The organism is Comamonas humi, from assembly GCF_054782535.1.
On sequence record NZ_BAAGSH010000005.1, the window covers coordinates 109998 to 136988 of the forward strand.

21 protein-coding genes are annotated in these 26991 nt (G+C 69.6%); 12 read left to right on the plus strand and 9 right to left on the minus strand.

Features of this window, described 5'->3' with window-relative positions; translation table 11 throughout:
• The first annotated feature begins 282 nt into the window (after nt 1–282).
• The 3 genes from ACYVKR_RS04845 to ACYVKR_RS04855 all read left to right on the plus strand — a co-directional run bounded on the left by ACYVKR_RS04845 (nt 283) and on the right by ACYVKR_RS04855 (nt 3528).
• Entirely contained in the window at nt 283–1425 is a 1143-nt protein-coding gene (locus ACYVKR_RS04845; RefSeq protein WP_460479670.1) for an acyl-CoA dehydrogenase family protein, read from the plus strand.
• Nucleotides 1426–1451: 26 nt separating this feature from the next.
• Entirely contained in the window at nt 1452–2444 is a 993-nt protein-coding gene (locus tag ACYVKR_RS04850) for a Bug family tripartite tricarboxylate transporter substrate binding protein (protein ID WP_460479671.1), read from the plus strand.
• A gap of 76 nt (nt 2445–2520) precedes the next feature.
• Nucleotides 2521–3528 carry a Bug family tripartite tricarboxylate transporter substrate binding protein gene (locus ACYVKR_RS04855; protein WP_460479672.1) on the plus strand — a complete coding sequence of 336 codons (1008 nt, stop codon included), beginning with the start codon at nt 2521–2523 and terminating at the stop codon, nt 3526–3528.
• Nucleotides 3529–3538: 10 nt separating this feature from the next.
• On the opposite strand, the gene ACYVKR_RS04860 is transcribed toward ACYVKR_RS04855, so the two are convergent.
• Complete coding sequence (locus ACYVKR_RS04860) at nt 3539–4423, minus strand: LysR family transcriptional regulator (RefSeq protein WP_460479673.1); 885 nt, start codon at nt 4421–4423, stop codon at nt 3539–3541.
• Between the two features lie 133 nt (nt 4424–4556).
• Between ACYVKR_RS04860 and ACYVKR_RS04865 the strand changes: the two genes are divergently transcribed.
• From ACYVKR_RS04865 to ACYVKR_RS04875, 3 genes are all read left to right on the plus strand, one after another.
• Nucleotides 4557–5894, plus strand: a complete 1338-nt coding sequence (locus tag ACYVKR_RS04865) for an MFS transporter (protein WP_460479674.1) — start codon at nt 4557–4559, stop codon at nt 5892–5894.
• Between the two features lie 10 nt (nt 5895–5904).
• Nucleotides 5905–6999 (plus strand): M14 family metallopeptidase, encoded by a 1095-nt coding sequence (locus tag ACYVKR_RS04870; RefSeq protein WP_460479675.1) that lies wholly within the window; start codon nt 5905–5907, stop codon nt 6997–6999.
• Nucleotides 7000–7190: 191 nt separating this feature from the next.
• The gene (locus tag ACYVKR_RS04875; RefSeq protein WP_460479676.1) at nt 7191–8243 is read left to right on the plus strand and encodes a porin; all 1053 of its coding nucleotides are present in this window, start codon (nt 7191–7193) and stop codon (nt 8241–8243) included.
• A 339-nt stretch (nt 8244–8582) separates the two neighbouring features.
• Here the strand turns inward: ACYVKR_RS04875 and ACYVKR_RS04880 are convergent, their stop codons facing one another.
• Entirely contained in the window at nt 8583–9479 is an 897-nt protein-coding gene (locus tag ACYVKR_RS04880; protein WP_460479677.1) for a LysR family transcriptional regulator, read from the minus strand.
• A 106-nt stretch (nt 9480–9585) separates the two neighbouring features.
• Between ACYVKR_RS04880 and ACYVKR_RS04885 the strand changes: the two genes are divergently transcribed.
• On the plus strand, nt 9586–10872 hold the full coding sequence (locus ACYVKR_RS04885; protein ID WP_460479678.1) for an SGNH/GDSL hydrolase family protein: 1287 nt from the start codon (nt 9586–9588) through the stop codon (nt 10870–10872).
• A gap of 54 nt (nt 10873–10926) precedes the next feature.
• A complete protein-coding gene (locus ACYVKR_RS04890; RefSeq protein ID WP_460479679.1) occupies nt 10927–11565 on the plus strand; it encodes a transcriptional regulator in 639 nt (212 codons plus the stop codon).
• Between the two features lie 70 nt (nt 11566–11635).
• Here ACYVKR_RS04890 and ACYVKR_RS04895 read toward each other — a convergent pair whose 3' ends face one another.
• Nucleotides 11636–14284: a PAS-domain containing protein gene (locus tag ACYVKR_RS04895; protein WP_460479680.1), complete on the minus strand. Its 2649-nt coding sequence runs from the start codon at nt 14282–14284 to the stop codon at nt 11636–11638.
• A 181-nt stretch (nt 14285–14465) separates the two neighbouring features.
• On the opposite strand from ACYVKR_RS04895, the gene ACYVKR_RS04900 reads away from it, so the two are divergent.
• The gene (locus ACYVKR_RS04900) at nt 14466–15788 is read left to right on the plus strand and encodes a dicarboxylate/amino acid:cation symporter (RefSeq protein ID WP_460479681.1); all 1323 of its coding nucleotides are present in this window, start codon (nt 14466–14468) and stop codon (nt 15786–15788) included.
• Nucleotides 15789–15792: 4 nt separating this feature from the next.
• Here the strand turns inward: ACYVKR_RS04900 and ACYVKR_RS04905 are convergent, their stop codons facing one another.
• The 4 genes from ACYVKR_RS04905 to ACYVKR_RS04920 all read right to left on the minus strand — a co-directional run bounded on the left by ACYVKR_RS04905 (nt 15793) and on the right by ACYVKR_RS04920 (nt 21376).
• Entirely contained in the window at nt 15793–16587 is a 795-nt protein-coding gene (locus ACYVKR_RS04905) for a sulfite exporter TauE/SafE family protein (protein WP_460479682.1), read from the minus strand.
• Between the two features lie 114 nt (nt 16588–16701).
• Nucleotides 16702–17997 carry a hypothetical protein gene (locus tag ACYVKR_RS04910; RefSeq protein ID WP_460479683.1) on the minus strand — a complete coding sequence of 432 codons (1296 nt, stop codon included), beginning with the start codon at nt 17995–17997 and terminating at the stop codon, nt 16702–16704.
• Between the two features lie 44 nt (nt 17998–18041).
• Complete coding sequence (locus ACYVKR_RS04915) at nt 18042–20393, minus strand: cytochrome P450/oxidoreductase (protein WP_460479684.1); 2352 nt, start codon at nt 20391–20393, stop codon at nt 18042–18044.
• 2 nt (nt 20394–20395) lie between these two features.
• Nucleotides 20396–21376, minus strand: a complete 981-nt coding sequence (locus ACYVKR_RS04920) for a Bug family tripartite tricarboxylate transporter substrate binding protein (RefSeq protein ID WP_460479685.1) — start codon at nt 21374–21376, stop codon at nt 20396–20398.
• Between the two features lie 144 nt (nt 21377–21520).
• Here ACYVKR_RS04920 and ACYVKR_RS04925 point away from each other — a divergent pair, with 144 nt between their 5' ends.
• Nucleotides 21521–22345, plus strand: a complete 825-nt coding sequence (locus ACYVKR_RS04925; RefSeq protein ID WP_460479686.1) for an IclR family transcriptional regulator — start codon at nt 21521–21523, stop codon at nt 22343–22345.
• Here the strand turns inward: ACYVKR_RS04925 and ACYVKR_RS04930 are convergent.
• A complete protein-coding gene (locus ACYVKR_RS04930; protein ID WP_460479687.1) occupies nt 22342–23148 on the minus strand; it encodes a hypothetical protein in 807 nt (268 codons plus the stop codon). The two genes, ACYVKR_RS04925 and ACYVKR_RS04930, sit on opposite strands and share 4 nt — an antisense overlap.
• A gap of 25 nt (nt 23149–23173) precedes the next feature.
• Nucleotides 23174–24916, minus strand: coding sequence for an FMN-binding glutamate synthase family protein (locus tag ACYVKR_RS04935; protein ID WP_460479688.1), 1743 nt, complete (start codon nt 24914–24916; stop codon nt 23174–23176).
• Between the two features lie 92 nt (nt 24917–25008).
• Between ACYVKR_RS04935 and ACYVKR_RS04940 the strand changes: the two genes are divergently transcribed.
• Complete coding sequence (locus ACYVKR_RS04940; RefSeq protein WP_460479689.1) at nt 25009–25827, plus strand: YecA/YgfB family protein; 819 nt, start codon at nt 25009–25011, stop codon at nt 25825–25827.
• A 51-nt stretch (nt 25828–25878) separates the two neighbouring features.
• The gene (locus ACYVKR_RS04945) at nt 25879–26982 is read left to right on the plus strand and encodes an SPFH domain-containing protein (RefSeq protein ID WP_460479690.1); all 1104 of its coding nucleotides are present in this window, start codon (nt 25879–25881) and stop codon (nt 26980–26982) included.
• Nucleotides 26983–26991: the final 9 nt, after the last annotated feature.

Genomic DNA, 26991 nt, shown 5'->3' on the forward strand with positions numbered 1-26991 from the left:
GGGTGGGCATGCGCGTCGGAGCGCGCATGCTTCGTGGTCTGACTCGCCGGGGATGTTCGAACGGAGCGCCTTGGCGCGCAGTGAGTTCCACGGCGCACCCCGCAAACGTCACGCCGCAGGTTGCCCCGCTGCTGAGCAGCGGGGTCGCAGACAGTCGGGGCGCTTTCTTTGCCTACTTTCTTGTGCGAACAAGAAAGTAGGTCGCCCGCCGGGGCGAAACCCCGGCCTCTAAAAGCAAATTCGTCACGAGTACCTTGAATAGCTAACGAAACGGAATCAACCATGCAAGACCTGATCCAACGCACCGTCTACCGCGAAGACCACGAACAATTCCGCGAGCAGGTACGCCGCTTCTTCGAGAAGGAGGTCGTGCCCTTCCACGCCGAGTGGGAGCGCCAGGGCATCGTGCCCAAGGAGGTGTGGCGCAAGGCCGGCCGCGAAGGCCTGCTCAACACCATGCTGCCCGAGCCCTATGGCGGCGGCGGCGACTTCGGCCATGCCGCGGTGCTGATCGAGGAAGTGGCGCGCACCGGCGCCAGCGGCCTGGGCTTTCCGCTGCACTCGGACATCGTCGCGCCCTACATCAATGCCTACGGCAGCAAGGCGCAGAAGGACCGCTGGCTGCCGAAGATGGCGGCGGGCGAGCTGATCGGCGCCATCGCCATGACCGAGCCCGGCGCGGGCAGCGACCTGAAATCGGTGCGCACCTCCGCCAAGCGTGATGGCGACCACTACGTCATCAACGGCGCCAAGACCTTCATCACCAACGGCATCAACTCCGAGATCGTCATCGTGGTCTGCAAGACCGCGCCGGAGCTGGGCGCCAAGGGCGTGTCGCTGATCGTCGTCGAGGACGGCACGCCCGGCTTCAGCAAGGGCCGCAAGCTCGAGAAGATCGGCCTGATGGCGCAGGACACCTCAGAGCTGTTCTTCGACAACGTGCGCGTGCCGGTGGACAACCTGCTGGGCGAGGAGAACCAGGGCTTCAAGTACCTGATGCACGAGCTGGCGCAGGAGCGCCTGGTGGTGGCGGTGCGCGCGGCCATGTCCATCGAGGCCTTCCTGCAGAAGACCATCGACTACACCCGCGAGCGCAAGGCCTTCGGCCAGGCGGTGTTCGAGTTCCAGAACACGCGCTTCAAGCTGGCCGAGGCCAAGGCCCAGGCGACGATGCTGCGCGTCTTCGTCGACGACTGCATCGCGCTGCACCTGGAGCGCAAGCTCTCGCCCGAGCGCGCGGCGATGGTCAAGCTCAATGCCACGGCGCTGCAGAACCGACTGCTGGATGAGTTCCTGCAGCTGCACGGCGGCTACGGCTACATGACCGAATACCAGGTGGGCCGCGCCTGGACCGATGCGCGCATCGGCCGCATCTATGGCGGCAGCGACGAGATCATGAAGGAAATCATCGCCCGCACCCTGTGAGCGGGCGCACCGAAGGAGACCACACCATGCAACTGACCCGACGCAAGGCCGTATTCGGCCGCATGCTGCCCCTCATCGCGCTGGCGGCGGCCGTCTGCGGCATCGGCGGCGCGCAGGCCGCGGACAACTACCCGAGCAAGCCCATCCGCATCATCGTTCCGTATCCGGCGGGCGGCGGCACCGACACCATCGCGCGCCTGATCGGCACGCAGCTCACCAACCGCTGGGGCCAGCCGGTGGTGGTGGAGAACAAGCCCGGCGCCAGCGGCATCCTGGGCAACGACACGGTGGCCAAGGCCCCCGGCGACGGCTACACGGTGCTGATGGGCATCACCACGGTGGTGCAGATCCCGTCGCTATACAAGAAGGTGCCGTACAAGCTGAGCGACCTGACGCCGGTGTCGCAGGTTGCCAAGTCGGCCGACCTGTTCATGGTGCCGAGCAGCTCGGGCATCAAGACACTGCAGGACTTCGTCGCGCAGGCCAAGGCCGATCCGAAGAAGTTCAACTACGGCAGCTACGGCAACGCCACCTCGTCGCACCTGAACGGCGAGCAGTTCAAGATGAAGGCCGGCATCGAGATGGTGCATGTGCCCTACCAGGGCTCGGGGCCGGAGATGGCCGCGCTGCTGGGCGGGCAGGTGGCCTCGGCGCTGGTGGATGCGACGGCGGCCTACCCGCACATCAAGTCCGACAAGCTGACCATCCTGGCCATCACCGGCACGCAGCGCCACCCCAGCCTGCCGAACGTGCCCACCATGGGCGAGGTCGGCTACAAGGGCTTCGAAGCCAACGGCTGGTTCGGCCTGTTCCTGCCCGCGAGCACGCCCCAGGCCATCGTGGACAAGTTCGGCGCCGAGGCCGCGGCCATCGTCAAGACGCCCGAGATGAACAAGCGCCTGCTCGACATGGGCCTGATCCCGGTGGGCTCGCAGCCAGCCGAGTTCAAGGCCGTGCTGGACAAGGATGCCGCGCACTGGAAGGGTATCGTCGAGGCGGCCAAGATCTCGATGGACTGATCCGCAAGGCCGGGGGCCTGCTCACGCTGACCATGGGGGCGAACCAGACCCCCTCACCATGACAAGGAGACAAGCGATGACCCTGAGCGAGAAGACCTGGAGCCGGCGCGAGCTGCTGGCCCTGACGATGGGTGCCGCAGCAGTGCCCCTGGGCGCATGGGCCCAGGCCCCCGCCAGCTTCGCCACCCGCCCGGTGCGGGTGGTGGTGCCGTTCGCGGCCGGCGGCGCCACCGATGTGATTGCCCGCGCGCTGGGCGAGCGCATGGGCGCCAGCCTGGGCCAGCCGGTGGTGGTGGACAACAAGCCGGGCGCGGCCGGCCTGATCGCCGGCGAGACGGTGGTCAAGTCCGCGCCCGACGGCCTGACCGTGCTGCTGGGCACGACCTCGTCGATGCTCACCAACAAGTACCTGTACAAGAAGACCTCCTACGACCCGCAGACCGAGCTGCTGCCGCTGGTGCGCGTGTGCACGGCGCCCATCGCGCTGGTGGTGACGGCCGACGTGCCGGCGGCCAACCTGCAGGAGTTCATGGCCTGGATCAAGGCCAACCCCGGCAAGCTTTCGTACGGCTCGTATGGCATCGGCTCGCACGGCCAACTGGCCTGCGCCACGCTCAGCGAGGTGGCCGGCGCCGACATGTCGCACGCGGCCTACCGCGGCGAGGCGCCGATGGTGCAGGACATGCTGGGCGGCCAGGTCAAGATCGGCATGGGCAGCATGATCACGCTCAAGCCCCACATCGACAGCGGCAAGCTGCGCGCGCTGGCCGTGACCGGCCCGCGCCGCGTGCCGCTGCTGCCCGAGGTGCCGACCTTTGCCGAGGCCGGCCTGCGCAAGGAGGCGCTCGAACTGGTGGGCTGGCTGGCCATGGCCGCGCCCAAGGGCCTGCCGGCCGGCGTGGCCAAGCAGTGGGGCGAGGTTGCCAACCGCGCGGTGGCCAGCCGCGAGGGCACGGCGCGCATCATCGCCGCGGGCTTCGTGCCCATGGACGACGACACGCCCGCGCGCTTTGCCCAGGCCTGGGCGCACGAAGGCCCGGTCTGGGGCCGGCTGCTGCAGGCGGCGGGCGTGCAGCCGAGCTGAGGCGCGCGGTTCAGGCCAGGTCCTGGACGCAGCGTATGAAGTCCAGCGCCGCCGGTGTCAGCGCGCTGCCGCGGCGGTGGATCACGCAGACCTGCAGCGTCGGCAGCGTGTCGTCCAGCTCCAGCGCGCGGATGCCGTAGGTCTTGGCGACCTGGTTCGCCAGCGTCTCGGCAAAGAAGCCCAGCAGGTCCATCTGCGAGATCAGGGCCAGCGCGGCCGTGACCGAGTCCCCGTGGACCACCCGGGCTGGCATGGGCAGGCCCAGCGAGGAAAACAGCTTGACCGAGGCGGCCCACTGCGCGCTGCCGTCGCCCGGCAGCGCCCATTCGGCCTGCAGCAGGTCGCGGACATGGCGGCACTTGCGCAGCGGGTGGCGGCTGCGCGCCACCACCACCAGCCGCACGGGAAACAGCGGCAGGCATTCGAATTCGCCATCGAGCACCTCGGGATCGATGTGCGTGATCGCGAAGTCGAGCTGCGCCTCGCGCAGCCGCGCGAGCATGCCCGACAGGCCGGATTCGCTGAGGTGCACCGCCACCCCCGGCCGCCGTGTGCGCAGCGCGCGGAAGGCCGGCACCAGCAGCGTCTGCGCGAAGGCCGCGCTGATGGCGATGCGCAGCTGCCCGGTCGTGCCATCGCGGATCTGCGCAATCTCCTCGCGCGTGCGCCGCATGTCGTCGAGCAGCAGCCGGGCGCGCGGCACCAGCGCGGTGCCGCACTCGGTCAGCTCCACGCCCTTGACGCTGCGCTCGATCAGCGGCGCGCCCAGCTCCAGCTCCAGCTCGCGCATGATCTTCGTCACCGCCGGCGGAGAGACCCCTAGCGCCTGCGCGGCGCCGCGGATGCTCAGGTGCGTGGATACCGCCACGAAGGCTTTCAGCTGGTTCGGCTTCATCGATGGGCTCGCGTAGGTGGTGGTTTGTGTTAACCAGATGGCAACGTGAAAAACAAATTTTTGTCTTTTCAGTTTACATCTGCCTTCCTACCATTGGCGAAAAACCACGTACCCATTGGAGACACGAACCACCATGTCCACCCTATCCCAAGGCGCCGCGCGCCGGCGCCAGACCATCGTTGCCACCACGCTTGGCAATGCGCTCGAGTATTTCGACTTCACCGTCTACGGCTTTCTGGCCCTGACCATCGGCAAGCTGTTCTTCCCCGCCTTCGACGCCTATGGCCAGCTGCTGCTGGCGGTGGGCACCTTTGGCGTCGGCTTCGTCATGCGCCCGCTGGGCGGCATCGTGATCGGGGCCTATGCCGACCGCGCCGGCCGCAAGAAGGCCATGGTGCTGACCATCTTCCTGATGGCCCTGGGCTGCGCCATGATCGCGGCCGCGCCCACCTATGCCCAGATCGGCGTGGCGGCGCCCATCCTGATCGTGGTCGCGCGCTCGCTGCAGGGCTTCTCGACCGGCGGCGAGTTCGGCGCCTCGACCACCTTGCTGGTTGAGCACGCGACGCCGTCCGGCCGCGGCTACATGGCGAGCTGGCAGTTCGCCAGCCAGGGCCTGGGCGTGATGCTGGCGGCCCTGGTGGTGGCCGCGCTGTCCTACTGGCTGACGCCGCAGGCCATGGAGAGCTGGGGCTGGCGCGTGCCGTTCGTGCTGGGCCTGGTGATCGCCCCGGTGGGTGCCTACCTGCGCCGGCACCTGGAGGAAACGCTGTCCGAGGAAGCGATGGCGCCGGCGCCCCGGGCCCGTCGGCGCAGCGCCTTCTCCATCGTGTGCCGCGAGCATGGCCGGGCGGTGCTGACCGCCATCGTCATCACCATGGGCGGCACGGGCGGGTCCTATGTCGTGACCTTCTACATGCCGACCTACGCCATCCGCGAGCTGGGCATGTCGCCGGCGGTGGCCTTGGCCGGCGCCACGCTGACGGGCCTGCTGATCTTCGTGCTGGCGCCGCTCGTGGGCCACTGGACGGACCGGGTCGGGCGCAAGCCGCTGATCGTCTGGGCGCGCGTCGCGCTGATCCTGCTGGTCTACCCGGCCTTCGTCTGGCTCAAGGCCTCGCCCACGCCGGCGGTGCTGTTCACCATCGTCGGCGGGCTGACCATGATCCTGGCCGTCCAGGCCGTGCCCGCCATCACCATCCTGCCAGAGATGTTTCCCGAGCGCGTGCGCGCCAGCGGCATGTCGCTGGTCTACGGCATAGGCGTCGCGGTGTTCGGCGGCTTTGCCCCGCTCATCAGCGCCTGGCTGGTCAATGCCAGCGGCCACAAGGAGGCGCCCTCTTGGTACCTGATAGCGGTGGCGCTGGTCTCGCTGCTGGGGCTGCGCCACCTGCGGGACCGCACCGGCGAAGACATCAACCAGCCCAGCAGCCGTCCGGCCCCGGTATCCGCAGCCGCCAACCCGATCTGAAAGCACCGCCATGGAACATACCAGCCACCACTTCGCCGGCACCTACGCCGAGGCGCGCCGCAAATTCCTCGATGCCGCCCGAGGCCGCGGCGCGGCCATCGAGACCTTCGAGCTGCCAGGCTACCGCGGCGCCGAGGGCGAAACGCTGGCGATGGACGTCGCCTGCCTGGGGGCGCGCGAGGCCGGGCGCGTGCTGATCCTCAGCTCGGGCACCCATGGACCGGAGGGCTTCTGCGGCTCGGGCTGCCAGGTGGCCGCCCTGCGCGATGCGGACCTGATGGGGCGGCTGGAGCGCTCTGGCCTGGCCTTGCTGATGGTCCATGCCGTCAACCCCTATGGCTTCTCGTACCTGCAGCGCACCAACCAGGACAACGTCGACCTGAACCGCAACCACATCGACTTCGGTGCCGGCCTGCCGTCCAACGCCGGCTACTTCGACCTCGATCTGCTCGCCATTCCCGCCACCTGGCCGCCCACGCCCGCCGATGAGCAGGCGCTGGCGGACTATGTGGAGCAGCACGGCCTGCCGGCCTACCACTCGACGCTGGGCCGCGGCCAGTACAGCGTGCCCGACGGCATGTTCTTCGGTGGCCGCGAGCCCACCTGGAACAACCGGACGGTGCGCCACCTCCTGCGTCGGTATGCCGCCCAGGCCACGCACATCGGCTGGATCGACGTGCACACCGGCCTTGGCCCCAATGGCCATGGCGAGAAGATCTACGCCGGCCGCAACGAGGCGGCCGACCTGGCCCGGGCCCGCGCTTGGTGGGGGGCGGATGTCTTCGCGCCATTCGAGGGCAATTCCGAATCGCCGGTCGTTTCCGGGCCGGTGGCTTCCACGCTGTACGACGAGTGCCCGCAGGCGGAGAAGGCGCTGCTGGCCATGGAGTTCGGCACCTGGCCTTTCGCGGAAATGATCGGCAGCCTGCGCGGCTCCCACTGGCTCATCCGCCACCCCGAGGCCCCGGCGCCGCTGCAGCAGCAGATCCGCCAAAAGGTGCGCGATGCCTTCTACAGCGACAACGACACCTGGAAGGGCGCCGTGTGGGCGCAGACCCGCGTGGCGCTGCTGCAGGCGCTGACGGGGTTGGCCGGCGCCCGGTAGCCGACCGCCGTCGGCCTCGCCGACATTCCATCGCCAATGCCCTGGGGCCATCCGACGCCCCGGCTTGGCCGTGGCCGCCCGCCGTGCAGCGCCAGGCGGGAGCGGCAGCAAGTACTGGTTCTTGAAACCGGCCCCGAGAACGGATTCAAAGGGCCACCCAGTCCGCAGGGACAGCAGAAAAGGAGACTTCCATGATGATGGGCAAATTTGCCGTGGCCGCCGCCATGGCCGGGTGCGGCGTGGCCGGGGCGCAGAGCGCCGTCACGGTGTATGGCAATGTCGATGCCGGCATCACCTACACCAACAATTCGACCGTGGGCGGTGGACATGGGGCCGCGGTGCAGTTCATGGGCGGCGGCTCCCAGGGCGACCGCATAGGCTTCCGGGGGAGCGAGGACCTCGGCGGCGGAACCAAGGCCCTGTTCACGCTGGAGTCCGGTTTCATGCTGGCCAACGGCGGCCCAACACCAGGCAGCGGCGGATTCAATCGGGGTTCCTTCGTGGGCCTGTCGGGCCGCTGGGGCGAGCTGACGCTGGGGCACCAGTACGACTTCCTGGGCTGGTATTTTCCGGCCTATGCCATCGCCGCCAACACGCCGGCGGGCCTGCTCGCGTGGAGCCTGCCGGCCTATGCCGCGGGCGGCTATGCGCTGGACAACCGCGTCTGGGGCGCCCGGGTGTCGAACTCGGTGAAGTACCTCACGCCCACCGTCGCGGGATTCAACGCCGCCGTGCAGTACGGCTTTGGCGAAATCGCGGGTTCGCCCGCCAGGAAGAGCACGGCGGACCTGGTCGTCAACTACGCGAGCGGCCCGTTCAGCGCATCCGTGGCGTACTACAGCCAGCGCAATGCGGTGAACGATGCCCGCAAGAGCATTGCCGCCGCCGGCGCGGCCTATGAGCTGGGGCCGACCCGCCTCTTCGGCATGGTGTCGGACGCCCGCATCCACGATGCCGTGGGCCCGCGCGCCACCACGCTCGACCTGGGCGCGAGCCATCTCCTGCTGCCGCTCCTGCGGCTGGGCGGCGGCTACCAGTTCCAGTGGCGCAACAACGGCCTGGGCCATGCGAGCCAGCTCACCGCCTCGCTGGACTATCTGCTGTCCAAGCGCACCGATGTGTATACGGTGGCCGCCTTCGGCCGCGACAGCGCCTTTGCCGCGCAGGTGGCGCCCGTGCTGGGCGGGCCGTCCACCAGCGGCCGCCAGGTGGCGCTGCGCGTGGGCATTCGCCACCGGTTCTGAAAGGCGGATGACCGTTGATGACATTCCGGCGTGCAGGCGATCGTATTGTGGTTTATACTTATATAGGGTTAACACTTAGAGGTTAACCCGGTGATGATGGTGCATCGAGATGCGTGCCATCCACCGCTTGCAGTGCATCTCCTAGCCAAGGAAAGCCACCATGCGTCACGCATTCGAATCGCTGATCAATTTCATCCACGAAGCACGCGAGGCCCATCTCGCCGTGGCACAGCAGTAATACCGCCCGCCTGCGCGGTGCCGCGGCCGCCCTGGGTGGCGGTGCGGAATGGAAGAGGCCCTGAGGATATTCCCAGGGCTTTTTTCATTTCTGTGTCGCATTCATCCTTCGGCACCAGGGAGCCGCGCGATCCGTTCGCTCAAAAAGTCCACCAGCACCCGCACGCGCAGCGGCTGGTGGCGGCGCGGCGCGTACAGCAGATGCGCTTGTTGCGCCGGGCCGGTGTGGTGGGGGAGCACCCGCACCAGCTGCCCCTGAGCCAGTGACTCGGCCACCATCCAGGTGGGCTGCAGCGAAATGCCCGCGCCATCGAGCACGCTGTCGAACAGCGCGACCGCGTTGTTCACCCGGTAGCGGCTTTGCGTCGGCACGGCCGCCAGGCCGTCCGGCCCCTGGAGCAGCAGGCCGTCGCCACCGGCCGCGTAGCTCAGGTAATCGTGTTCGAGCAATTGCCCGGGCGTGGCCGGCAGGCCGCGCGCGGCGGCATAGGCCGGCGATGCGACGAGCACGCGCGGCCAGGTGGCCAGATGGCGGCCCACCAGGTTCTGCGGCAGCGTTCCGCCCAGGCGCAGCGAGACGTCGATGCGTTCTTCCAGCGGATCGACGAAGCGGTCGTCCAGCAGCAGTTCCAGCCGGATGTCCGGGTACCGGCCCAGGAACTCGATGGCCATGGCATTCAGGTGCCGCTGGCCCATGGTGACCGGCGCGCTCACACGCAACAGGCCTTGCGGCTGCTGGATGCCTGCGCGCACATCGGCCACCGCCTCGTCGTAGTCCTCCCGCAGGCGCCTGGCGCGCTCGTAGAAGCGCTGGCCCTCATCGGTCGGGCTCAGGCCCGTGGCACTGCGGCGCAGCAGGCGCACGCCCAACTCCCGCTCCAGTTGCATCACCAGCTTGCTGATGGTGGGCTGCGTGGTGCCCAGGGCGCGCGCGGCCGCCGACAGGCTTCCCAGCTCGACGCTGTGGGCAAAGGCTTCAAGGGCGCGCAAGGTGTCCATGGGGTATTCAGATTTGGAATGCTGTGAATGCAATTCTGCCGTCTACCCAATCAAATTGGAAATACAGAAACTGAAGCCCTTCCTCACTTGCTTTCAGGAGCCCGACATGAATACGACCCCACTCACTTCCATCGTTCGCCGGGGCGCCATCGCCCTGGCGGTGGCCGGCGCCGCGGCGTGGGCCAGCGCAGAGCCGGCGCAGCCTTCCTTCTGGAGCCCCAGCTGGATGGCAAGCACGCAGCCCATCTGGAACGGTGATTTCGTGCTGCCGGCGGGGCTTCCCTTCCAGTTCAACCGCCAGACCGTGCGCCAGGTGGCACGGCTGAGCATCGGCGGCCGGCAGGTGCGGGTGGTGATCAGCAACGAGGGCGGCACAGCGCCGCTGCACGTGGGGGCGGCCAGCATCGCGCGGCATGCCCAGGGCTCGGCCATCGTCGCGGAGAGTGCCCAGGCGCTGCGCTTCGGCGGCAAGGCGGAAGTGACCCTGCCGCCCGGCGCCCGGCTCGTCAGCGACCCGGTGGAGCTGGCGCTGCCCGCGCTCAGCGAAGTCGCCGTTTCCCTGTACCTGCCGCGCCCCAGCCAGCCGGCAGGTTTCCATTTCGATGCGCGCCAGACGGCCTACGTGGCCGACGGCGACCTGACCGCAGCCCCGCACCTGCCGGCGCAGGCCTCGCAATGGAGCACCCGGGTCTACGTCAGCGGACTGATCGTGGAAACCCCAAGCGCACCCCGCACCGTCGTGGCCCTGGGCGACTCGTTGACCGATGGCAACGGATCGACGCCAGGCGCCCATACCCGCTGGCCGGACGCCCTGGCCGAGCGGCTGGCGGACCGCCAGGTGGCCGTGCTCAACGCCGGCATTTCCGGCGGCCGGCTGCTGAGGGACGGCATGGGCCGCGCGGGGCTGGAGCGGGTGGGGCGCGACGTGTTCAGCCAGCCCGGGGTGCGGGCCATGGTCGTCCTGCTGGGGACGAACGACATCGGCTGGCCGGGCGGCCCGTTTGCACCCGGCGAACCCGCGGTGCGGGCCGAGGAGCTGATCCAGGGCTTTCGCCAGCTCATCGCGCTGGCCCACGCCCACAACCTGCGCATCATGGCCGGCACCATTGCGCCGCCCGAGCGGGCGCTGCAAGGCACGCCGCTGGAAGGCCACTACTCGCCGGAGAAGGACCAGGTGCGCCAGCAGGTGAACCGCTGGATCCGCGAAAGCGGCGCCTTCGATGCCGTGGTGGACTTCGACGCCGTGCTGCGCGACCCCGCCCATCCTTCGCGCATGCTGCCGGCCATGGACTCCGGCGACCACCTGCACCCCGGGGATGCGGGCTACCGGGCGATGGCCGCGGCCATCGACATCGATGCGCTGCTGGGCACGGCCGCCGACCCGTCGCGCTAAAGACCCCCGCCGCCGCTTCGCCGCCGGGCGCCCGATCGTGGCAGACTGCGGGGCATGTCCGCCCCCACGCTTCTGGTCGCCGACGACCACCCGCTGTTCCGCTCGGCCCTGGTCCAGCTGCTGCATGGGCGCTTCGCCAGCTTCCGCACGCTGGAGGCGGCCAGTGCCCCGACCTTGGGCAAGGCGCTGGAGGAGCATCCCGAGGTCGAGCTGGTGCTGCTGGACCTGGCCATGCCCGGCGCGCGCGGCTTCTCGTCGCTGCTGCATGTGCGCGGCGAGTATCCCGGGATTCCGGTGGTGGTGATCTCGTCCAACGAGCACCCGCGGGTGATTCGCCGGGCCCAGCAGTTTGGCGCGGCGGGCTTCATCCCCAAGTCGGCGCCGGCCGAGGACATGGTGGCGGCGATCGAGGCGGTGCTGGCAGGCGACACCTGGTTCCCGCCGATGGCGGCCGAGCGCTCCGAGGCCGACGCGGCGCTGGCCGCGAGGCTGGCCCAGCTCACGCCGCAGCAGTTCCGCGTGCTGCTGTACCTGGCCGATGGCCTGCTCAACAAGCAGATCGCCCACGAGCTGGGGCTGGCCGAGAACACCGTCAAGGTGCATGTGACGGCGGTGCTGAAAAAGCTCGAATGCTACAGCCGCACCCAGGCGGCGGTGCTGGTCAAGAGCCTGGAGCCGGAGCACACGGCCTAGCCATCGGTTTTGGGTGTTTTTGGCCTCCAGCGCTTATGCAGAAAGCGCTGGCAGCTATCAAATTGATATATCAACCACCGTCGCCGCGGCGCAGCAGCATCTGGCTGGCCAGGGCGCGCAGCGCGGCGGGGCGCACGGGCTTGAGCAGCAGGCCCCAGCCTTTTTCAGCGGCCTGGCGGCGCAGCGCGATGTGGTGTTCGGCGGTGACCAGGATGACCTGGGGCGACTGCTGCCAGCGCTCGCACAGCTGCGGGTACAGCGCCAGGCCGTTGAACGGGCCCATGTGCACGTCGAGCAGCACCAGCTGCGGCGCCGATTGTGGCGTGGCTGCGTCCAGCGCCGCCTGCGGGCCGCCGGCCAGCGGCACGTCGCAGCCCCAGCGCCGCAGCAGGGCGGCGGTGGCCGTGCAGCTGGGCGCATCGTCGTCGATGTACCAGGCGCTCGCGCCTTGCAGCGGTGCGTCCGGTTCGGGCTCCGGCGCGGCGGCCGGGGCGCTGGGCGCCAGCGGCGGCGTGGCCGGGGCCAGCGGCACGCAGACCCAGAAGACGCTGCCGCGGCCCAGTTCCGAGCGCAGGCCGATCTCGTGGCCCAGCAGCCGGCCCAGCCGCTCCACGATGGCCAGGCCCAGGCCGGCGCCGCGGTCCTCGCCGTGGCCTTCGTCGAGGCGGCGGAACTCCTCGAAGATCTCGCGCTGCAGGCTCTCGGGAATGCCCGGGCCCTGGTCGTGCACTTCGATGCGCAGCTGCTCGCCCTGGCGCCGGCAGCCGACCAGCACGCGGCCCCGGGGCGTGTAGCGCAGCGCGTTGGACAGCAGGTTCTGCAGGATGCGCCGCAGCAGCGCCTCGTCGCTGCGCACCGTGCAGCGCGAGTCCATTACCGTCAGCTGCAGGCCCCGGCTCTCGGCGATGATGCCGAAGTTGTGGCGCATGACCTGCAGCACCGGCCCCAGCGCGAAGTCGCGCACATGCACTTCGAGTTGGCCGGACTCCATGCGCGAGATGTCGAGCAGGCTGTGGAGGATGCCGTCCTGCGCGGCCAGCGCGCCTTCGATGCTGTTGGCCGCGCCCAGTGCGGCTGCGTCGTGCAGCTGGCTGCGCAGCAGCGAGCCGAACATGCGCGCCGCGTTCAGCGGCTGCAGCAGGTCGTGCACCGCGGCGGCCACGAAGCGGGTCTTGTAGCGGTTGGCCTCCTCGGCCTCGCGCTTGGCTTCGGCGAGGTCGCGGGTGCGCTCGGCGATGCGCCGCTCCAGCGCGTCGGCCAGCGAGCGCAGGTCGCGCGCGGCGTTCTTGTAGCTGGTGATGTCGGCATAGCTGGTCACGAAGCCGCCGTCGGGCAGCGGGTTGCCGCGGATCTCCAGCACCGTGCCGTCGCTCTTGGAGCTTTCGTGCAGGTGCGGGGTGCCCTGGCGCAGGTGCTCCAGCCGCCGCGCTATGGCGGCATCGCTGCTGTCCGGGCCGAGCAGGCCGCGCCGGGCGTTGTGGCGCAGCAGGTCTTCGATGGGCTGGCCCACGCGCATCAGGCCGGGCGGAAAGCGGAACAGCTCCACGTAGCGCGAATTCCACGCCACCAGGCGCAGCCCGGCATCGACCACCACCACGCCCTGGGGCAGGTGCTGCAGGTTGCGCGACAGGCCGGTGTCCGCCTGCCGGGCGGCCTGCACGATGGCGTCCTGCGCGGTGCGCAGCTCCTGCGCGTGCTGGCGCAGCACGGCCTCCAGCTCGGCGCGGCTGCGCTGGCGCAGCTGGGCCAGGCGCCGGCGCTGGCGCAGGAACAGCACCAGCAGCGCCAGCGCCAGCCACAGCCCGGTCGCGGCCAGCGCGGCCCAGCGGCTGGCGGCGATGCTGGCCTGGGTGTCGTGCAGCAGGTGCAGCTGCCAGCCGGTGTCGGGCAGCGTCAGGCTCTGCCACAGCACGCGGCCGGGCAGGGCGGGCTCGTCGATGCGAGCCAGCGGCGCGCGGTCGGCGGCCTGCCGGTCCAGGCGGTAGCGCAGCGGCATGAGCGGCTGGTCGGCGTACTGGCGGGTGTCTTCCAGCTCCCTGGCGTCGTGGGTCGACAACGGCGCGAGCAGGCGGTAGCGCCAGGCGCCGCGGCTGGCCAGGAAGACGACGCCGTGCGAGTCCGAGGCGAGCACGATGTCGGGCGACTGCTGCCACTCGCTCTCCAGCTCCTGCAGCGCGATCTTGATGACGATCAGCCCCAGGGCATGGCCGGCGTCGTCGAGGATGGCGCGCGACAGGAAGTAGCCCGGCTCGCCGGTGGTCATGCCGATGCCGTAGAAGCGCCCGTGGCCGGTGGCCAGGGCCTGCTGTACATAGGGGCGGAAGCTGTAGTCCTCGCCCACGTTGCTGTGCGCGTCGCGCCAGTTGCTGGCGGCCAGCGCCTTGCCCTGCCGGTCGATCAGCGTGAGCGTGGACGACTGGCTGGCGCCGTTGGCCTGCTCAAGCTTGCGATTGAGCGCGGCGACCTGGGCCGCCGACGGCGTGCGGGTCAGCGCGGCGTGCAGCTCCGTGTCCAGTGCCAGCACCTCGGGCAGCGTGCGGTAGCGGTCGATGCGCTGGCCCAGGGCCTGGGCGTAGAGCGTGAGCTGGCGCTGCACGCTCTGGCTTTCCTCGCGCAGGCTGCGCTCCAGCACCACCTCGCGGGCCAGCAGCAGGCAGGCGAGCATGCCGGCTCCTATGAGCAGGGCGGTCCAGAGCAGGCTGCGGCGCGGGGAGGCCATGGCGGGGATGGGACGGGGTGGGCGACCCTAGGAGTTTCCCTTGGTTTGGGCGCTTTCCGCAACGGAAACCGCCCCTTCTAATACCAATAGGTTATCGGCTTCGGAAAGCCTGCGCAGTACAACCGGAACCAGCCGCGCACCGCCCAGGTGCGACGCTTTTCCCGCCTTCCGGAGACCCACCATGCAAGCCATTCCCCAAGCAGCCAGCGGCCACGCGCCGCTGCCTTTCTACCGCCAGCTGTATTTCCAGGTCGTCGTCGCCATCGTGGTCGGCGCGCTGCTCGGCCACTTCGAGCCCGAGCTGGCCGCCAAGTTCAAGCCGCTGGGCGATGCCTTCATCAAGCTGGTGAAGATGATCATCGCGCCGGTGATCTTCCTGACCATCGTCACCGGCATCGCCGGCATGACGCACCTGCGCACCGTGGGCCGGGTGTTCATCAAGGCCATGGCCTACTTCCTGTTCTTCTCCACGCTGGCGCTGGTCGTCGGCATGGTGGTGGCCCATGTGGTGCAGCCCGGCGCGGGCATGCACATCAACCCGGCCGACCTGGACCAGGAGGCCGTGAAGTCGTACGTGGCCAAGTCGCACGAGCTGACGCTGACCGGCTTTGCGATGGACATCATCCCCAAGACGCTGCTCAGCCCCTTCGTGGGCGACAACATCCTGCAGGTGCTGTTCGTGGCCGTGCTGTTCGGCATCTCGCTGGCCCTGTCGGGCGACGTGGGCAAGCCGGTGCTGCGCTTCCTCGAGTCGCTGACGGTGCCCGTGTTCCGCCTGGTCGGCATCCTGATGAAGGCCGCGCCGCTGGGCGCCTTCGGTGCCATCGCCTTCACCATCGGCAAGTTCGGCCTGGGGTCGCTGGTCAACCTGGCCTGGCTGGTGGGCTCGTTCTACATCACCTCCATCCTGTTCGTGGTCGTCATCCTGGGCCTGGTGGCGCGGCTGTGCGGCTTCTCGGTCATCAAGCTGATCCGCTACCTGAAGGCCGAGCTGCTGCTGGTGCTGGGCACGTCCTCGTCCGAGTCGGCCCTGCCTTCGCTGATGGAGAAGATGGAGAAGGCCGGCTGCGGCAAGTCGGTGGTGGGCCTGGTCGTGCCCACCGGCTATTCGTTCAACCTGGACGGCACGAACATCTACATGACGCTGGCGGCGCTGTTCATCGCCCAGGCCACCGACACGCACCTGACCCTGGGCCACCAGATCGCGCTGCTGCTGGTGGCGATGCTGTCATCGAAGGGTGCGGCCGGCGTGACGGGCGCGGGCTTCATCACGCTGGCGGCCACGCTGGCCGTGGTGCCCGAGGTGCCGGTCGCCGGCATGGCGCTGATCCTGGGCGTGGACCGCTTCATGTCCGAATGCCGCTCGCTGACCAACTTCATCGGCAACGCGGTGGCCACCGTGGTGGTCTCGCGCTGGGAGAATGCGCTGGACTACGACAAGCTGAACGCAGCGCTGGATGGCGCGGAACTGCCCGATACCGCCGAAGCCGCCGTGGCGGCCTGAGGGATCAGACCAGCACCAGCTTCGCGCCCGCCCAGGCCAGCAGCACCGACAGCGCCGAGCGGATCAGCCGCTCGGGCGCGCGGGTCACGAGGCGCGAACCGATCCAGATGCCAGGCAGCGAGCCGGCCAGCAGTTGCGCCAGCAGCGACCAGTCGACCGAGCCGAGCGATGCATGGCCGAGGCCGGCCACCAGGGTCAGCGGCACGGCATAGGCGATGTCCGCCGCGATGATGCGCGGCAGCGGCAGCAGCGGAAACACCAGCAGCAGCACCGAGACGCCGATCGCGCCGGCGCCCACCGAGGTGAAGGTGACCAGGGTGCCGATTACCGCGCCCAGCAGCACGGGCAGGCTCCAGTGGCGGGCCTTGAAGGCCGCGGCGGCGTCCGCGCCCTGCGGCTCGGGGCGGCGCGGCTGCGAGAAGACCAGCACCTTGTAGGCCGTGGCCGCCGCGGTGAGCAGCAGGGCCACGCCCAGCGTGGTGGTCATCAGGTGCTGCACGCGGGCGCTCTCCGGCCCCAGGTGCCGCAGGGCCCAGAGCGCGATCAGCGCGGCGGGGATGCTGCCGGCGCACAGCTGCGCCACCACCGGCCAGGGCACCAGGCGCTGGCGGGCCAGGCTGACGGTGCCGCCCAGCTTGGTGAAGGCGGCGAACAGCAGGTCGGTGCCCACCGCCATATAGGGCTTCACGCCGAAGAAGAAGATCAGCACCGGCGTCATCAGCGAGCCGCCGCCCACGCCGGTCAGGCCCACGATCAGGCCCACGCCAAAGCCCGCGAAAACAAACGCAAATTCCTGCATGGCCGCGACTGTAGGCGAGCCTGCATATGAATAGAACGATTATTTCGTGCTTTCCATATGTGGATAACCGCATATGCAAAGTGCTTTTCTGTCAGTACGGATGGTGGGAAGGCATCAGGGGCCGGCCTGGGGGCCCATGCAGCGGCCCAGCTCGGACCGGGTCCAGCGCAGCCGCTCGCGCACGGGCGCGCAGGTCTCGGCATTGCCGCGGTCAGGGTCGTTGTCCATGCAATGGGCGTCCAGCGCGGCGACGAGCGCGCGGGTGCTCCGGTGGCTTTCGAGTTCGCAGCGGTGCGTGCCGGCCTCGGCGCGCGACTGGGAGGGCACGGCGGTCCAGCCGCGCTGGTACCAGGGCGAGAACGAGGCCGAAGGCGTGACCGCTATGCCGCGTATGCGCCCGGCCAGCGCCGGAAAGGTCGACAGCATGGCGGCGGCCGCCAGGGCCGGATCGGCCAGCCGCCCCAGGGCCGTGTCGCAGTCCATGACGGCCAGATCCAGGCCCGGCGGCAGCAGCCGCAGCACGCCATGGATGCGGGTGCGGTCCGAGGCCAGCTCCTTGGCCATGCGGCCCCGCTCGCCGCGCACCAGGCTCAGCCCGGCCAGCCGGTAGCGCGTGTCGCGCAGCGCGGTGCCGGGGCCGGGCTGGATCTCGACCTCGCCGCTGGCATGGCCGCCCAGGAGCAGCAGCGGGAAGGCATCGGAGGAAAACAGCGCCTGCACTTCCAGGTGGCAGCGGCCCGGGGCCGAGCGGCTCAGCCTGCCCAGCCCGTCCGCGGGGCTGCCTGGGTCGATGAGCTGCGCCGTGCGGGGCAGCATGTCCACCGCGATCCGCTCCTTGCCGAGGTGCACGGTGGCCGGCACGCTGGCGGCAATCGCATCGACGGTGGGAAACTGCGCCAGCGCCGCGAATCCGGGCTGCAGCACGGCCAGCCGGTCGCCGGCTACGATGCCGCCGGCCGCGATCTCCAGGCGGCCGTCGGCAAAGCGGTAGTGGCTGGGGACCTCGTCGGTCTCGGTGTAGCTGCCATGCCGGGTGGAGACGCGGTAGCGGATCTCGCGGCCGCCGATTTCCATGAAGGGGCGCAGCGTCTCCACCAGGGCCTCGCGCGTGGCGGGATCGTCCTGCCGCAGCGTGAGCACGATGCGGGTCGAGCCATAGCCCAGCAGCTTGTCAAGCGCATGGCGCAGGACCGCCTGGTCGGGAAAGGTGATGACCGCGCCCACCAAGGCCGCCATGCCCGCCGCGCCGCCCATAGCCAGCGGCCAGGTCGAGTGCGCATCGGCCTGGGTGCGGCACAAGGCGTTCCAGGCGGCTTGCGCGCCATGGCCCAGCCAGGAGACGGCCACAAAGGCGATGAGCGCCGCCGAGGGCGCCCAGACGAAGATCAGCAGTATTTGCAACAAGCCCATATGGGCCGCGATTCTAGGCAGCCGCGGTGCCTGTGCCGCGCAGGCTACAGCCCCAGCACGATCTTTCCATCCCTCGCCCGGGCGCGCGAGCAGCAGCTCATCATCTTGGTGCAGGCCGCGCGCTCGGGGCGGGTGAGCACCATGTCGCGGTGGTCCACGTCGCCTTCGAGCACCGGCACCTCGCACGACCCGCACAGGCCTTCGCGGCAGTCGCTCTCGATGTCGATGTTGGCGCCGCGCAGTGCGTCGAGCAGGGTCTGGTCGTTGCGCACCTGCAGGGTGATGCCCGATTCGCGTAGCTCGACCTCGAAGCCGTGCTCCTTGGCCGGGTCCAGCGCACCCAGCGTGGTGGAGAAATGCTCCACGCGCAGGCTGTCTTCCGGCCAGTGGCGGCTGGCCTGCTCCAGGCCGTCGAGCATGCGCTGCGGGCCGCAGGCATAGATCTGCGCGCCGGGGCGCACGGCGGCCAGCAGCGCGCCGTAGTCGGCGCGCTGGCCATCCTCGCCCGCATACACATGCAGATGATCGCCATGCTGGGTTTGCAATGAATTCAATAGCGCCATGCGCTTGCGCTGCCTGGCGCTGTAGTGGATTTCATACGAAATTCCCAGCGCCTTGGCGCGCGCGGCCATGGCGGCGATGGGCGTGATGCCTATGCCGCCCGCCACCAGGATCAGGTGCTGCGCGCCTTCGTCGAGCTGGAAGTGGTTGCGCGGGCCGCGCATCTGCACCGGCATGCCGGGCTGCAGCTGGCTGTGCACCCAGGCCGAGCCGCCGCGGCTGTGCTCCTCGCGCAGCACGGCGATCTCGTAGACACCGGCCTGCTGCGGATCGCCGCACAGCGAGTACTGGCGCGAGATGCCTGTGTCGCCGCACTGCAGGTCGATGTGCGAGCCTGGCGTCCAGCGCGGCAGCTGGCGGCCGTCGGTGGCCGTGAGGCGCACGCGCAGCACGTCCTCGGCAATCGCTTCCACGCCGTCCACCCGCATGCTGCGGCTGGTCTGGCCGTGCGAGGATTCGCCGATGCGCACGGGCTGGCGCTGCTGCAGCACGGCGGGGTTGCTGCGCTCGGGGTTGTGCGCCGGGTCCCACTCCACCCACAGGTGCTCGGGGCCGCGGAACGAGGTGTTGGGCACGTAGCTGAACGCTTGCTCGGCCAGCCGCATGTGGGGCAGGCGGCGCGTGAATTCCTCCAGGAAAATCTGCATCTCCATGCGCGCCAGGTTCTTGCCCATGCACTGGTGCGAGCCGTAGCCGAAGGTCAGGTGGTCGCTGGCGTTGTCGCGCTCGATGTCGAAGAAGTCGGCATCGACGAAATGCCCTTCGTCGTGGTTGGCCGACGAGGTGACGATGAGCAGCTTGGAGCCCGCGGGAATGGGCTGGCCGCCGACCGTCACGTCCCGGGTGGCCAGGCGCCGCCAGGCGGCGACCGAGCCGTTGTGGCGCAGGCATTCCTCCACCGCGCCGGGGATCAGCGACGGGTCCTTGCAGATGGCCTGCCAGGCCTCGGGGTGCTGCAGCAGCAGCTTGACGGCGTTGGCCGTGGCATTGGCCGTGGTCTCGTGGGCGGCGACGATGCCGGCCATCATCATGGAGTGCAGGTAGGAGTCGGTGACGACTTCGGGCAGGTCCTTCTGCTTGCGGATGCCGTACTGCATCCAGCCGTCGGCCTCGGGGTTGGCCCGCATCTTCTCGAGCACCTGGCCCGCGTACTGCCAGAAGTTGCCCACGGCATGGGCCACGGCCACCTGCTCCTCGGGCCTGGGGCGGCCCCAGGTGTTGACGGTGTGGGCGATGCTGTACTGGCGCAGCGTGTCCATGTCGTCCTCGGGCACGCCCAGGAAATGCATGGCCACGGTGAGCGGCACCTCCCACAGCATCTGGTCCACCAGGTCGGCGCGGCCGTCGTCGATGAAGCGGTCCACGTACTCGCGCGCCAGCTGGCGCACCATGGGCTCGTGGTGCGCCAGCTGCTCGGGCGTGAACGGCTCCATCAGCGCGCGGCGGCGCGGCATGTGGGCCGGCTCGTCCTCGTTGACCAGGGTGCGGTTGAGCGCAAAGCCGTAGCTGGCGAGCACGGCATTGGCCTCGTCGCCGGTGGGCGTGATCTTCTCCAGCGCGATCGAGGGGCTGAAGGTGAGGTTGTCGCGGAAGATGGCCTTGATGTCGTCAAAGCGCGTGACCACCCAGTAGCCCAGCTGCGGGCTGTAGAACACGGGCTCCTGCTCGCGTGCCCAGCGCACGTACTCGGGCGGGTCCTGCTGGTAGCCGTCGCTGAAGGGATCGAACGCGGCGGCGCCGTGGCTCACCGGGCAGCCGGTGGGGCCGGTCTGGCCCGAAGGCCGCGTGAGCTGGCTGTGGTCTATGGGGCAGCGGAGGGCCGTGGGTATGGTCATGGTCAGTCCAGCGTGATGTTCAGGTCCTTGATGAGCTTCTGCCAGCGGGTGCTTTCGCTGGTGATCAGGGCCTGGAACTGCTCGGGCGTGTTGCCCACGGGCTCGACGCCGAAGTCGATGAGCTTCTGCTTGACGGCGGGCTCGTTGATGGCGGCCACCACCTGCTTGTTCAGCGCGGCGATCACCGGCGCCGGCGTCTTGGCGGGTGCCACCATGCCGACCAGGGCCGCGGCCTCGACCTTGGCCAGGCCCAGCTCGGCGAAGGTGGGCACGTCGGGCAGCTGCGGCAGGCGCTTGGCGTTGGCCACGGCCAGCGGCTTGACCTTGCCGCCCTTGATGAAGCCCGCACCCGCGGCGAGGTCGACCATCATCGCCGGCACCTGGCCGCCGGCCACGTCGGCCAGCGCGGGGGCGGCGCCGCGGTAGGGCGCGTGCACCAGCGTGAGGCCGGCCTCCACCTTCAGCAGCTCCATCGCCAGGTGGTGCGGGCTGCCGGCGCCGGCCGAGGCGTAGTTCAGCCCCTGCTTGTTGGCCTTGGCCTTGGCGATGAAGTCCTTGGCGTCGGCGAAGCCGGCATTCGGGTTGGCCACCAGGATCATCGGAAAGCGCCCCATCAGCGTGACGGGCGCCAGGTCCTTGGACGGGTTGTAGCTCAGCGTCTTGTACAGCACCGGGTTGTAGATCAGCGTGCCGTTGTCGGCCGAGAGCACGGTGTAGCCGTCGGCCGCGGCGCGCGCGGTCTCGGCGGCGGCGATCGCGGTGTTGCCGCCGGGCTTGTTGTCCACCACCACCGGCTGCTTCACATGCACCGACAGCGCCTGGCCGATGGTGCGGGCCAGGAAGTCCGAGCCGCCGCCGGCCGCGTAGGGCACCAGCCAGCGGATCGGCTTGCTGGGATAGGCGTCGTCGGCCCAGGCGGTGGTGGTCGTGCCGGCCAGGGCGGACAGGGCCAGCAGGCTGGCGGCGAAAGCGCGTTTGTGCATGAAGGTCTCCGGGTGTGGTGCTGGTAAACGAGAAGCGTAATTCTGATACGCAAAGCGTAATATTGAATCCGGGTTTCACCTAGATTTGATGCAAAAATGGCATCTGGCCCTTATGTATCAAGCGCAAGCTGCTATTGAATTGATATGAAAAAGCATTCCGACCCCGCCGCCCCAGCCATTGCTGCCGAGCCGGCCCCCGGGCGCCGCCAGCGCGTGCAGGCGGCGCAGACCTGCGTGGTGGTGCTCAAGGCGCTGGCGCAGCTGGGCGGCCGCGCCAGCCTCACGGCGGTGGCGCAATCGATAGGCGAGAACCCCGCCAAGGTGCACCGCTACCTCGCCAGCCTGATGGACGAGGGCCTGGTGGCGCAGGACCCGAACAACCAGCTCTACGCGCTGGGCCTGGAGTCCATCCGCGTCGGCCTGGCCGCCATGCGCCAGTGCGACCCGGTGCGCGTGGCCGAGCCGGCGCTGCTGCACCTGCGCGATGCGCTGTCGGTCACCTGCCTGGTGGCGGTGATGGGCAACCTGGGGCCGACCATCGTGCGCATCGAGGAGCCGGCGCTGCCGGTGACGGTGAATGCCCGCGTGGGCTCGGTGCTGCCGATGCTGTGGTCGGCCACCGGCCGGGCCTTCTTCGCCTTTGCGCCCGATGCCGGCTACGACCACCTGCTGCAGCAGGAATGGCGCGAGGCGCCCGCCGCACGCCGGGCGCAGCTGGATGCGGACGATCCGCTGGGGCGGCTGCGCGAGCAGGTCCGCGCCGCCGGCTGCGCCAGCGTGTGCGACACCAACCTGCCGGGCATCAGCGCCGTGGCCGCGCCGCTGCTGGACTACACCGGCCGCGTGGCGGCCGTGCTGTGCGCGCTGGGCGCCAGCGGCGGCTTCGACCCCGATCCGCGCGGCGCAATCGCGCAGGCCGTGATCGCCGCGGCGGCGGATGCCAGCCGGCAGCTGGGGGCGGGAGCCTAGGCGGCCAGCAGGTCGTACACCGCGCGCAGGCGCTGCGTGTCGCGGCCCAGGCGGCGGCTGTCGGGCAGGCGGCCCACCCAGCGCATCTGGCGCAGCGTGGTGTCCAGCGCCTCGCGCGTCGCGGCGTCGAGCTGGCCGTGCCATTGCCGCCAGTGCTGGCGCGCCGCATCGAGCATGCCGGCCTGGCGCAGGAACAGCGCGGTGGAGTGGGCATAGCACAGCGCGTCCTTGACGATGCACAGCTCGCGCGGCAGCGTGGCGAGCGGATCGTCCTCGAAGTCGATGTAGCCGATCACGTCGTCGGGGCAGCGCACCATGTTGCGCGCAAAGCCCTGGCTCAGGCAGGTGCCGCTGCCGTGCACCCGCTGCATGGCGGCAAAGCCGCGCCGCCACAGCCACAGCGCCTGCTGCGGCGCATGGCGGGCGGCGCTCTCGATCTCGTCGGCCAGCGAGGGCGTGGCCTGGTCCGGTGCGCCCAGGTGGCGCATCAGGAAGCCATCTTCCTGGGCGGCCAGCACCGTGGGCACGCGCAGCCCGCGCGCGGCCAGGTCGCGCAGCCGCTGCACCTCGGTGGCGATGGCCTCGCGGCCGCCGGGGTTGACCACGGGCCGCAGCACGTCCACCTTCAGCAGCCGCGCGAGCAGGCCCAGCAGGCGGTAGCGCCAGGCGGCGATGGGCGGGCCGGCGCGCTTGAGCCAGACCGATTCGCCGGGCAGCTCGTAGCGCACCACGTTGAAGTCCTGGGTGGGCAGGTGCGTCCGCAGGAAGGCGGCGTAGTCGGTGGCGGTGAGGGCGTTGTTCAAGGCTTGGGGGCGGGAAGGCGGGGTTTCAGATCAGGGCTGCATTGTCGCCGCTGGTGCCGGTGCTCTGGCGCTCCTCGGCCTTGCGGGCGCGCGGCGCCGACGGCTTGATCGCTGGCGTCGCGGCCTGGAAGCTCTCGGCGCTGGCCAGCGGCCAGTAGGTGCGGAAGACCTGGTGCTGGCGTTCCATGTCGTTCAGCAGCGCGCCGGGCTGCACCTGCATCAGCAGGTTGGACAGCAGGCGCACCTCGGTGTCGCTGATGCGGCGCACGATGTGGTGGGCGCTGAAGTCGCCCGGGTGCTGCAGCCCGGCGGCCTGCACCATCTCCTGCAGCGCATGCAGCGTGCTCTTGTGGAACTGCGCCACGCGCAGCGCCTTGTCGGGCACCACCAGGGCCTGCTGGCGCAGCGGGTCCTGCGTGGTCACGCCGGTGGGGCAGTGGCCGGTGTGGCAGCTCTGGGCCTGGATGCAGCCCAGCGCCATCATGAAGCCGCGCCCGGCGTTGCACCAGTCCGCGCCCAGCGCCATCATGCGCGCGATGTCGAAGGCGCTGATGACCTTGCCGGCCGCGCCGATCCGGATGCGCCCGCGCAGGTTCACGCCCACCAGGGTGTTGTGCACCAGCAGCAGGCCTTCCTGCAGCGGCACGCCGATGTGGTCGCTGAACTCCACCGGCGCCGCGCCGGTGCCGCCCTCGGCGCCGTCGACGACGATGAAGTCCGGCGTGATGCCGGTCTTGAGCATGGCCTTGACCATGCCGAACCATTCCCAGGGGTGGCCCACGCAGAACTTGAAGCCCGTGGGCTTGCCGCCCGACAGGCGCCGCAGCCGGGCGATGAAGTGCATCATCTCCTCGGGCGTGGAGAAGGCGCTGTGGCTGGCCGGCGAGATGCAGTCCACGCCCACCGGCACGCCGCGCGCGGCCGCGATCTCGGGCGTGACCTTGGCGCCCGGCAGCACGCCGCCGTGGCCGGGCTTGGCGCCCTGGCTGAGCTTGATCTCGACCATCTTCACCTGCGGCTGCGTGGCGTTGGTGATGAACTTCTCCTCGCTGAACGTGCCGTCGGGGTTGCGGCAGCCGAAGTAGCCCGAGCCGATCTCCCAGATCAGGTCGCCGCCGTTCACGCGGTGGTGCTCGGAGATCGAGCCCTCGCCGGTGTCGTGCGCGAAGCCGCCGATCTTCGCGCCCCGGTTCAGCGCCAGGATGGCGTTGGCCGACAGCGCGCCGAAGCTCATCGCCGAGATGTTGAACACGCTGGCCTCGTAGGGCTGGGTGCAGGCCGAGTCCGAGCCGGCCGGCGCGTCGGGGCTGGCGCCGATGGTGACGCGGAAGTCGTGGCCATCGAGCCTGGTGGGCGCGAGCGAGTGGTTCACCCACTCATAGCCCTGCGCGCTCACATTCATCAGCGTGCCGAAGGGGCGGTTGTCCGGCTCGCCCTTGGCGCGCTGGTAGACCAGCGAGCGCTGCGCGCGCGAGAACGGCAGCGCCTCGGTGTCGCTCTCGATGAAATACTGGCGCATCTCGGGGCGGATGAACTCCAGGAAGAAGCGCATGTGGCCGATCACCGGGTAGTTGCGCAGGATGGCGTGGCGCGTCTGCCGCAGGTCGTAGAACCCCAGCGCCACCAGCGCCGCGCCGGCCAGCACGCCCAGCCACCACCAGGCCGGGCCGTCGGTGAGCAGCGCCGCCAGGCTGAACGCCAGCAGCAGCATGCAGAGGATGAACACGGTGTAGCGCACCGGGTAGAGTTTGTTGAGCTGATGGATCATGCAATGGTCCCACGGCTACACTGCCGTACCTTGACGCGGGAGACCATCATAGGGTCTGCCGCCCCATCCATTTTTCTGCACCGCCATACCCCATGACTGCTCCTGACCTGTCCCTGGACGACGATCCGTCGTCGCTGCGCCTGTCCGAACTGGACGATCTGCTCAACGACCTGCACTCGCGCGACGACGGCGTGCCGCAGTGGGAGTTCTGCGACGGCTTCCTGGCCGCGCTGGTCTGCACGCGCCGCCCCGTGCCCGCCGGGGAGTTCCTGCCCGTGCTGCTGGGCGACGGCGAGGCCCTGGTGCCGGCGGCCGACGGCAGCCTGCCCGTGCTGCCGGTGTTTGCCGATGCGGCGCAGCAAGCGCGCTTCCTGGAGCTGTGGCAGCAGCGCTGGGACGAGGCGGCCGAGCAGCTCGACGGCCAGGCCCAGGCGCTGGACGATGACGATGCCTACCAGCCCGAATTCATCGACATGCGCGGCGCGCTCGCCGGCATGGACGAGGCCGAGCGCGCCGAGGCCGTGAGCGAGGGCGAGGTGCCTTCGCTGGCGCAGATGTGGGCGCTGGGCTATATGTTCGTGGTGGAGCACTGGGCCGACGACTGGCAGCCGCCGCGCGACAAGGAGAATGCCGGCTGGCTGGCCGACGCGCTCGAAGCGGTGGAGCTGCTGAGCGAGGACGACAACGCCGCGCCCACGCTGAACCTGTACGACGAGGACGGCGAGCCCAGCGTCAGCCAGGAGCGCATCGAGGCGCTGGGCGAGGCCATCTGGGCGGTCTACGACCTGCGCCGGCTGTGGAAGAGCATGGGCCCGCGCCAGGTCACCATCGTCAAGGGCGACACGCCCGGCCGCAACGACCCCTGCCCCTGCGGCAGCGGCAAGAAATACAAGAAATGCTGCGGCGCATAGAATAGTCCGCTGTTTTCGGAACCCGCTTTTTTTCTGTCCAAAGGATCTGTCATGAACCTCATGAACATCATCACCAAGCAACTGATCGAAGTCATCGAGTGGACGGACGACTCGCGGGATACGCTGTCCTACCGCTGGCCCGACCAGGACAAGGAAATCAAGAACGGCGCACAGCTCATCGTGCGCGAGTCGCAGCAGGTGCAGTTCGTCTCCGAGGGCCAGTTCGCCGACCTGTTCAATCCCGGCCGCCACCAGCTGACGACGCAGAACATCCCGATCCTGTCGACGCTGCGCGGCTGGAAGTACGGCTTCGAGTCGCCGTTCAAGTGCGACGTGTACTACGTCAACACGCGCCTGTTCACCGGCAACAAGTGGGGCACCTCCAACCCGGTGATGCTGCGCGACCAGGACTTCGGCGTGGTCCGCATCCGCGCCTTCGGCACCTACGACTTCCGCATCGTCGAGGCCGCCAAGTTCCTCAAGGAAGTGGCGGGCACCGACCAGAATTTCCGCCTCGACGAGTTCGCCGACACCATGCGCTCGCGCATCGTTAGCATCTTCAGCGAGGCGCTGGCCAAGGCCCATGTGCCGGTGCTGGACGTGGCGCAGCGCTACTCCGAGATGGGCGACGCGCTGCTGCAGCTCATCAACCCCGCGGTGCGCGACAAGTACGGCCTGGAGATCACCAGCTTCATGCTCGAGAACGTGTCGGTGCCGCCCGAGGTGGAAGAGGCCATCGACAAGCGCTCCAGCATGAGCGCCATCGGCAACCTGAACGACTACGTCAAGTACCAGATGGGCCAGGCCATGGCCAATGGCGGAGAGGGTGCGGCGGCCGCGACCATCCCCGCCACCATGGCCATGGGCTTCGGCATGGCGCAGGAGATGATGAAGGGCATGCAGCAGCCGGGCCAGCCGGCGGCCGATCCCTTCTCGCCCGCCGCGGCCCAGGCCGCGCAGGCGGCGCAAGCGCCCCAGGCGGCCGCGCCCGCGGGCGGCGTGCAGGTGCTCACGCCCGAGCAGGCCGCGCAGGCGCTGGGCGTCTCGGTGCCGGACGTGATGGCCGAGATCGAGGCCGGCAACCTCAAGGCCCGCAAGATCGGCAGCGCCTGGCGCATCTCGCAGGACGCGCTGAACGAATTCCTGCGCGGCTGATCTGCCACC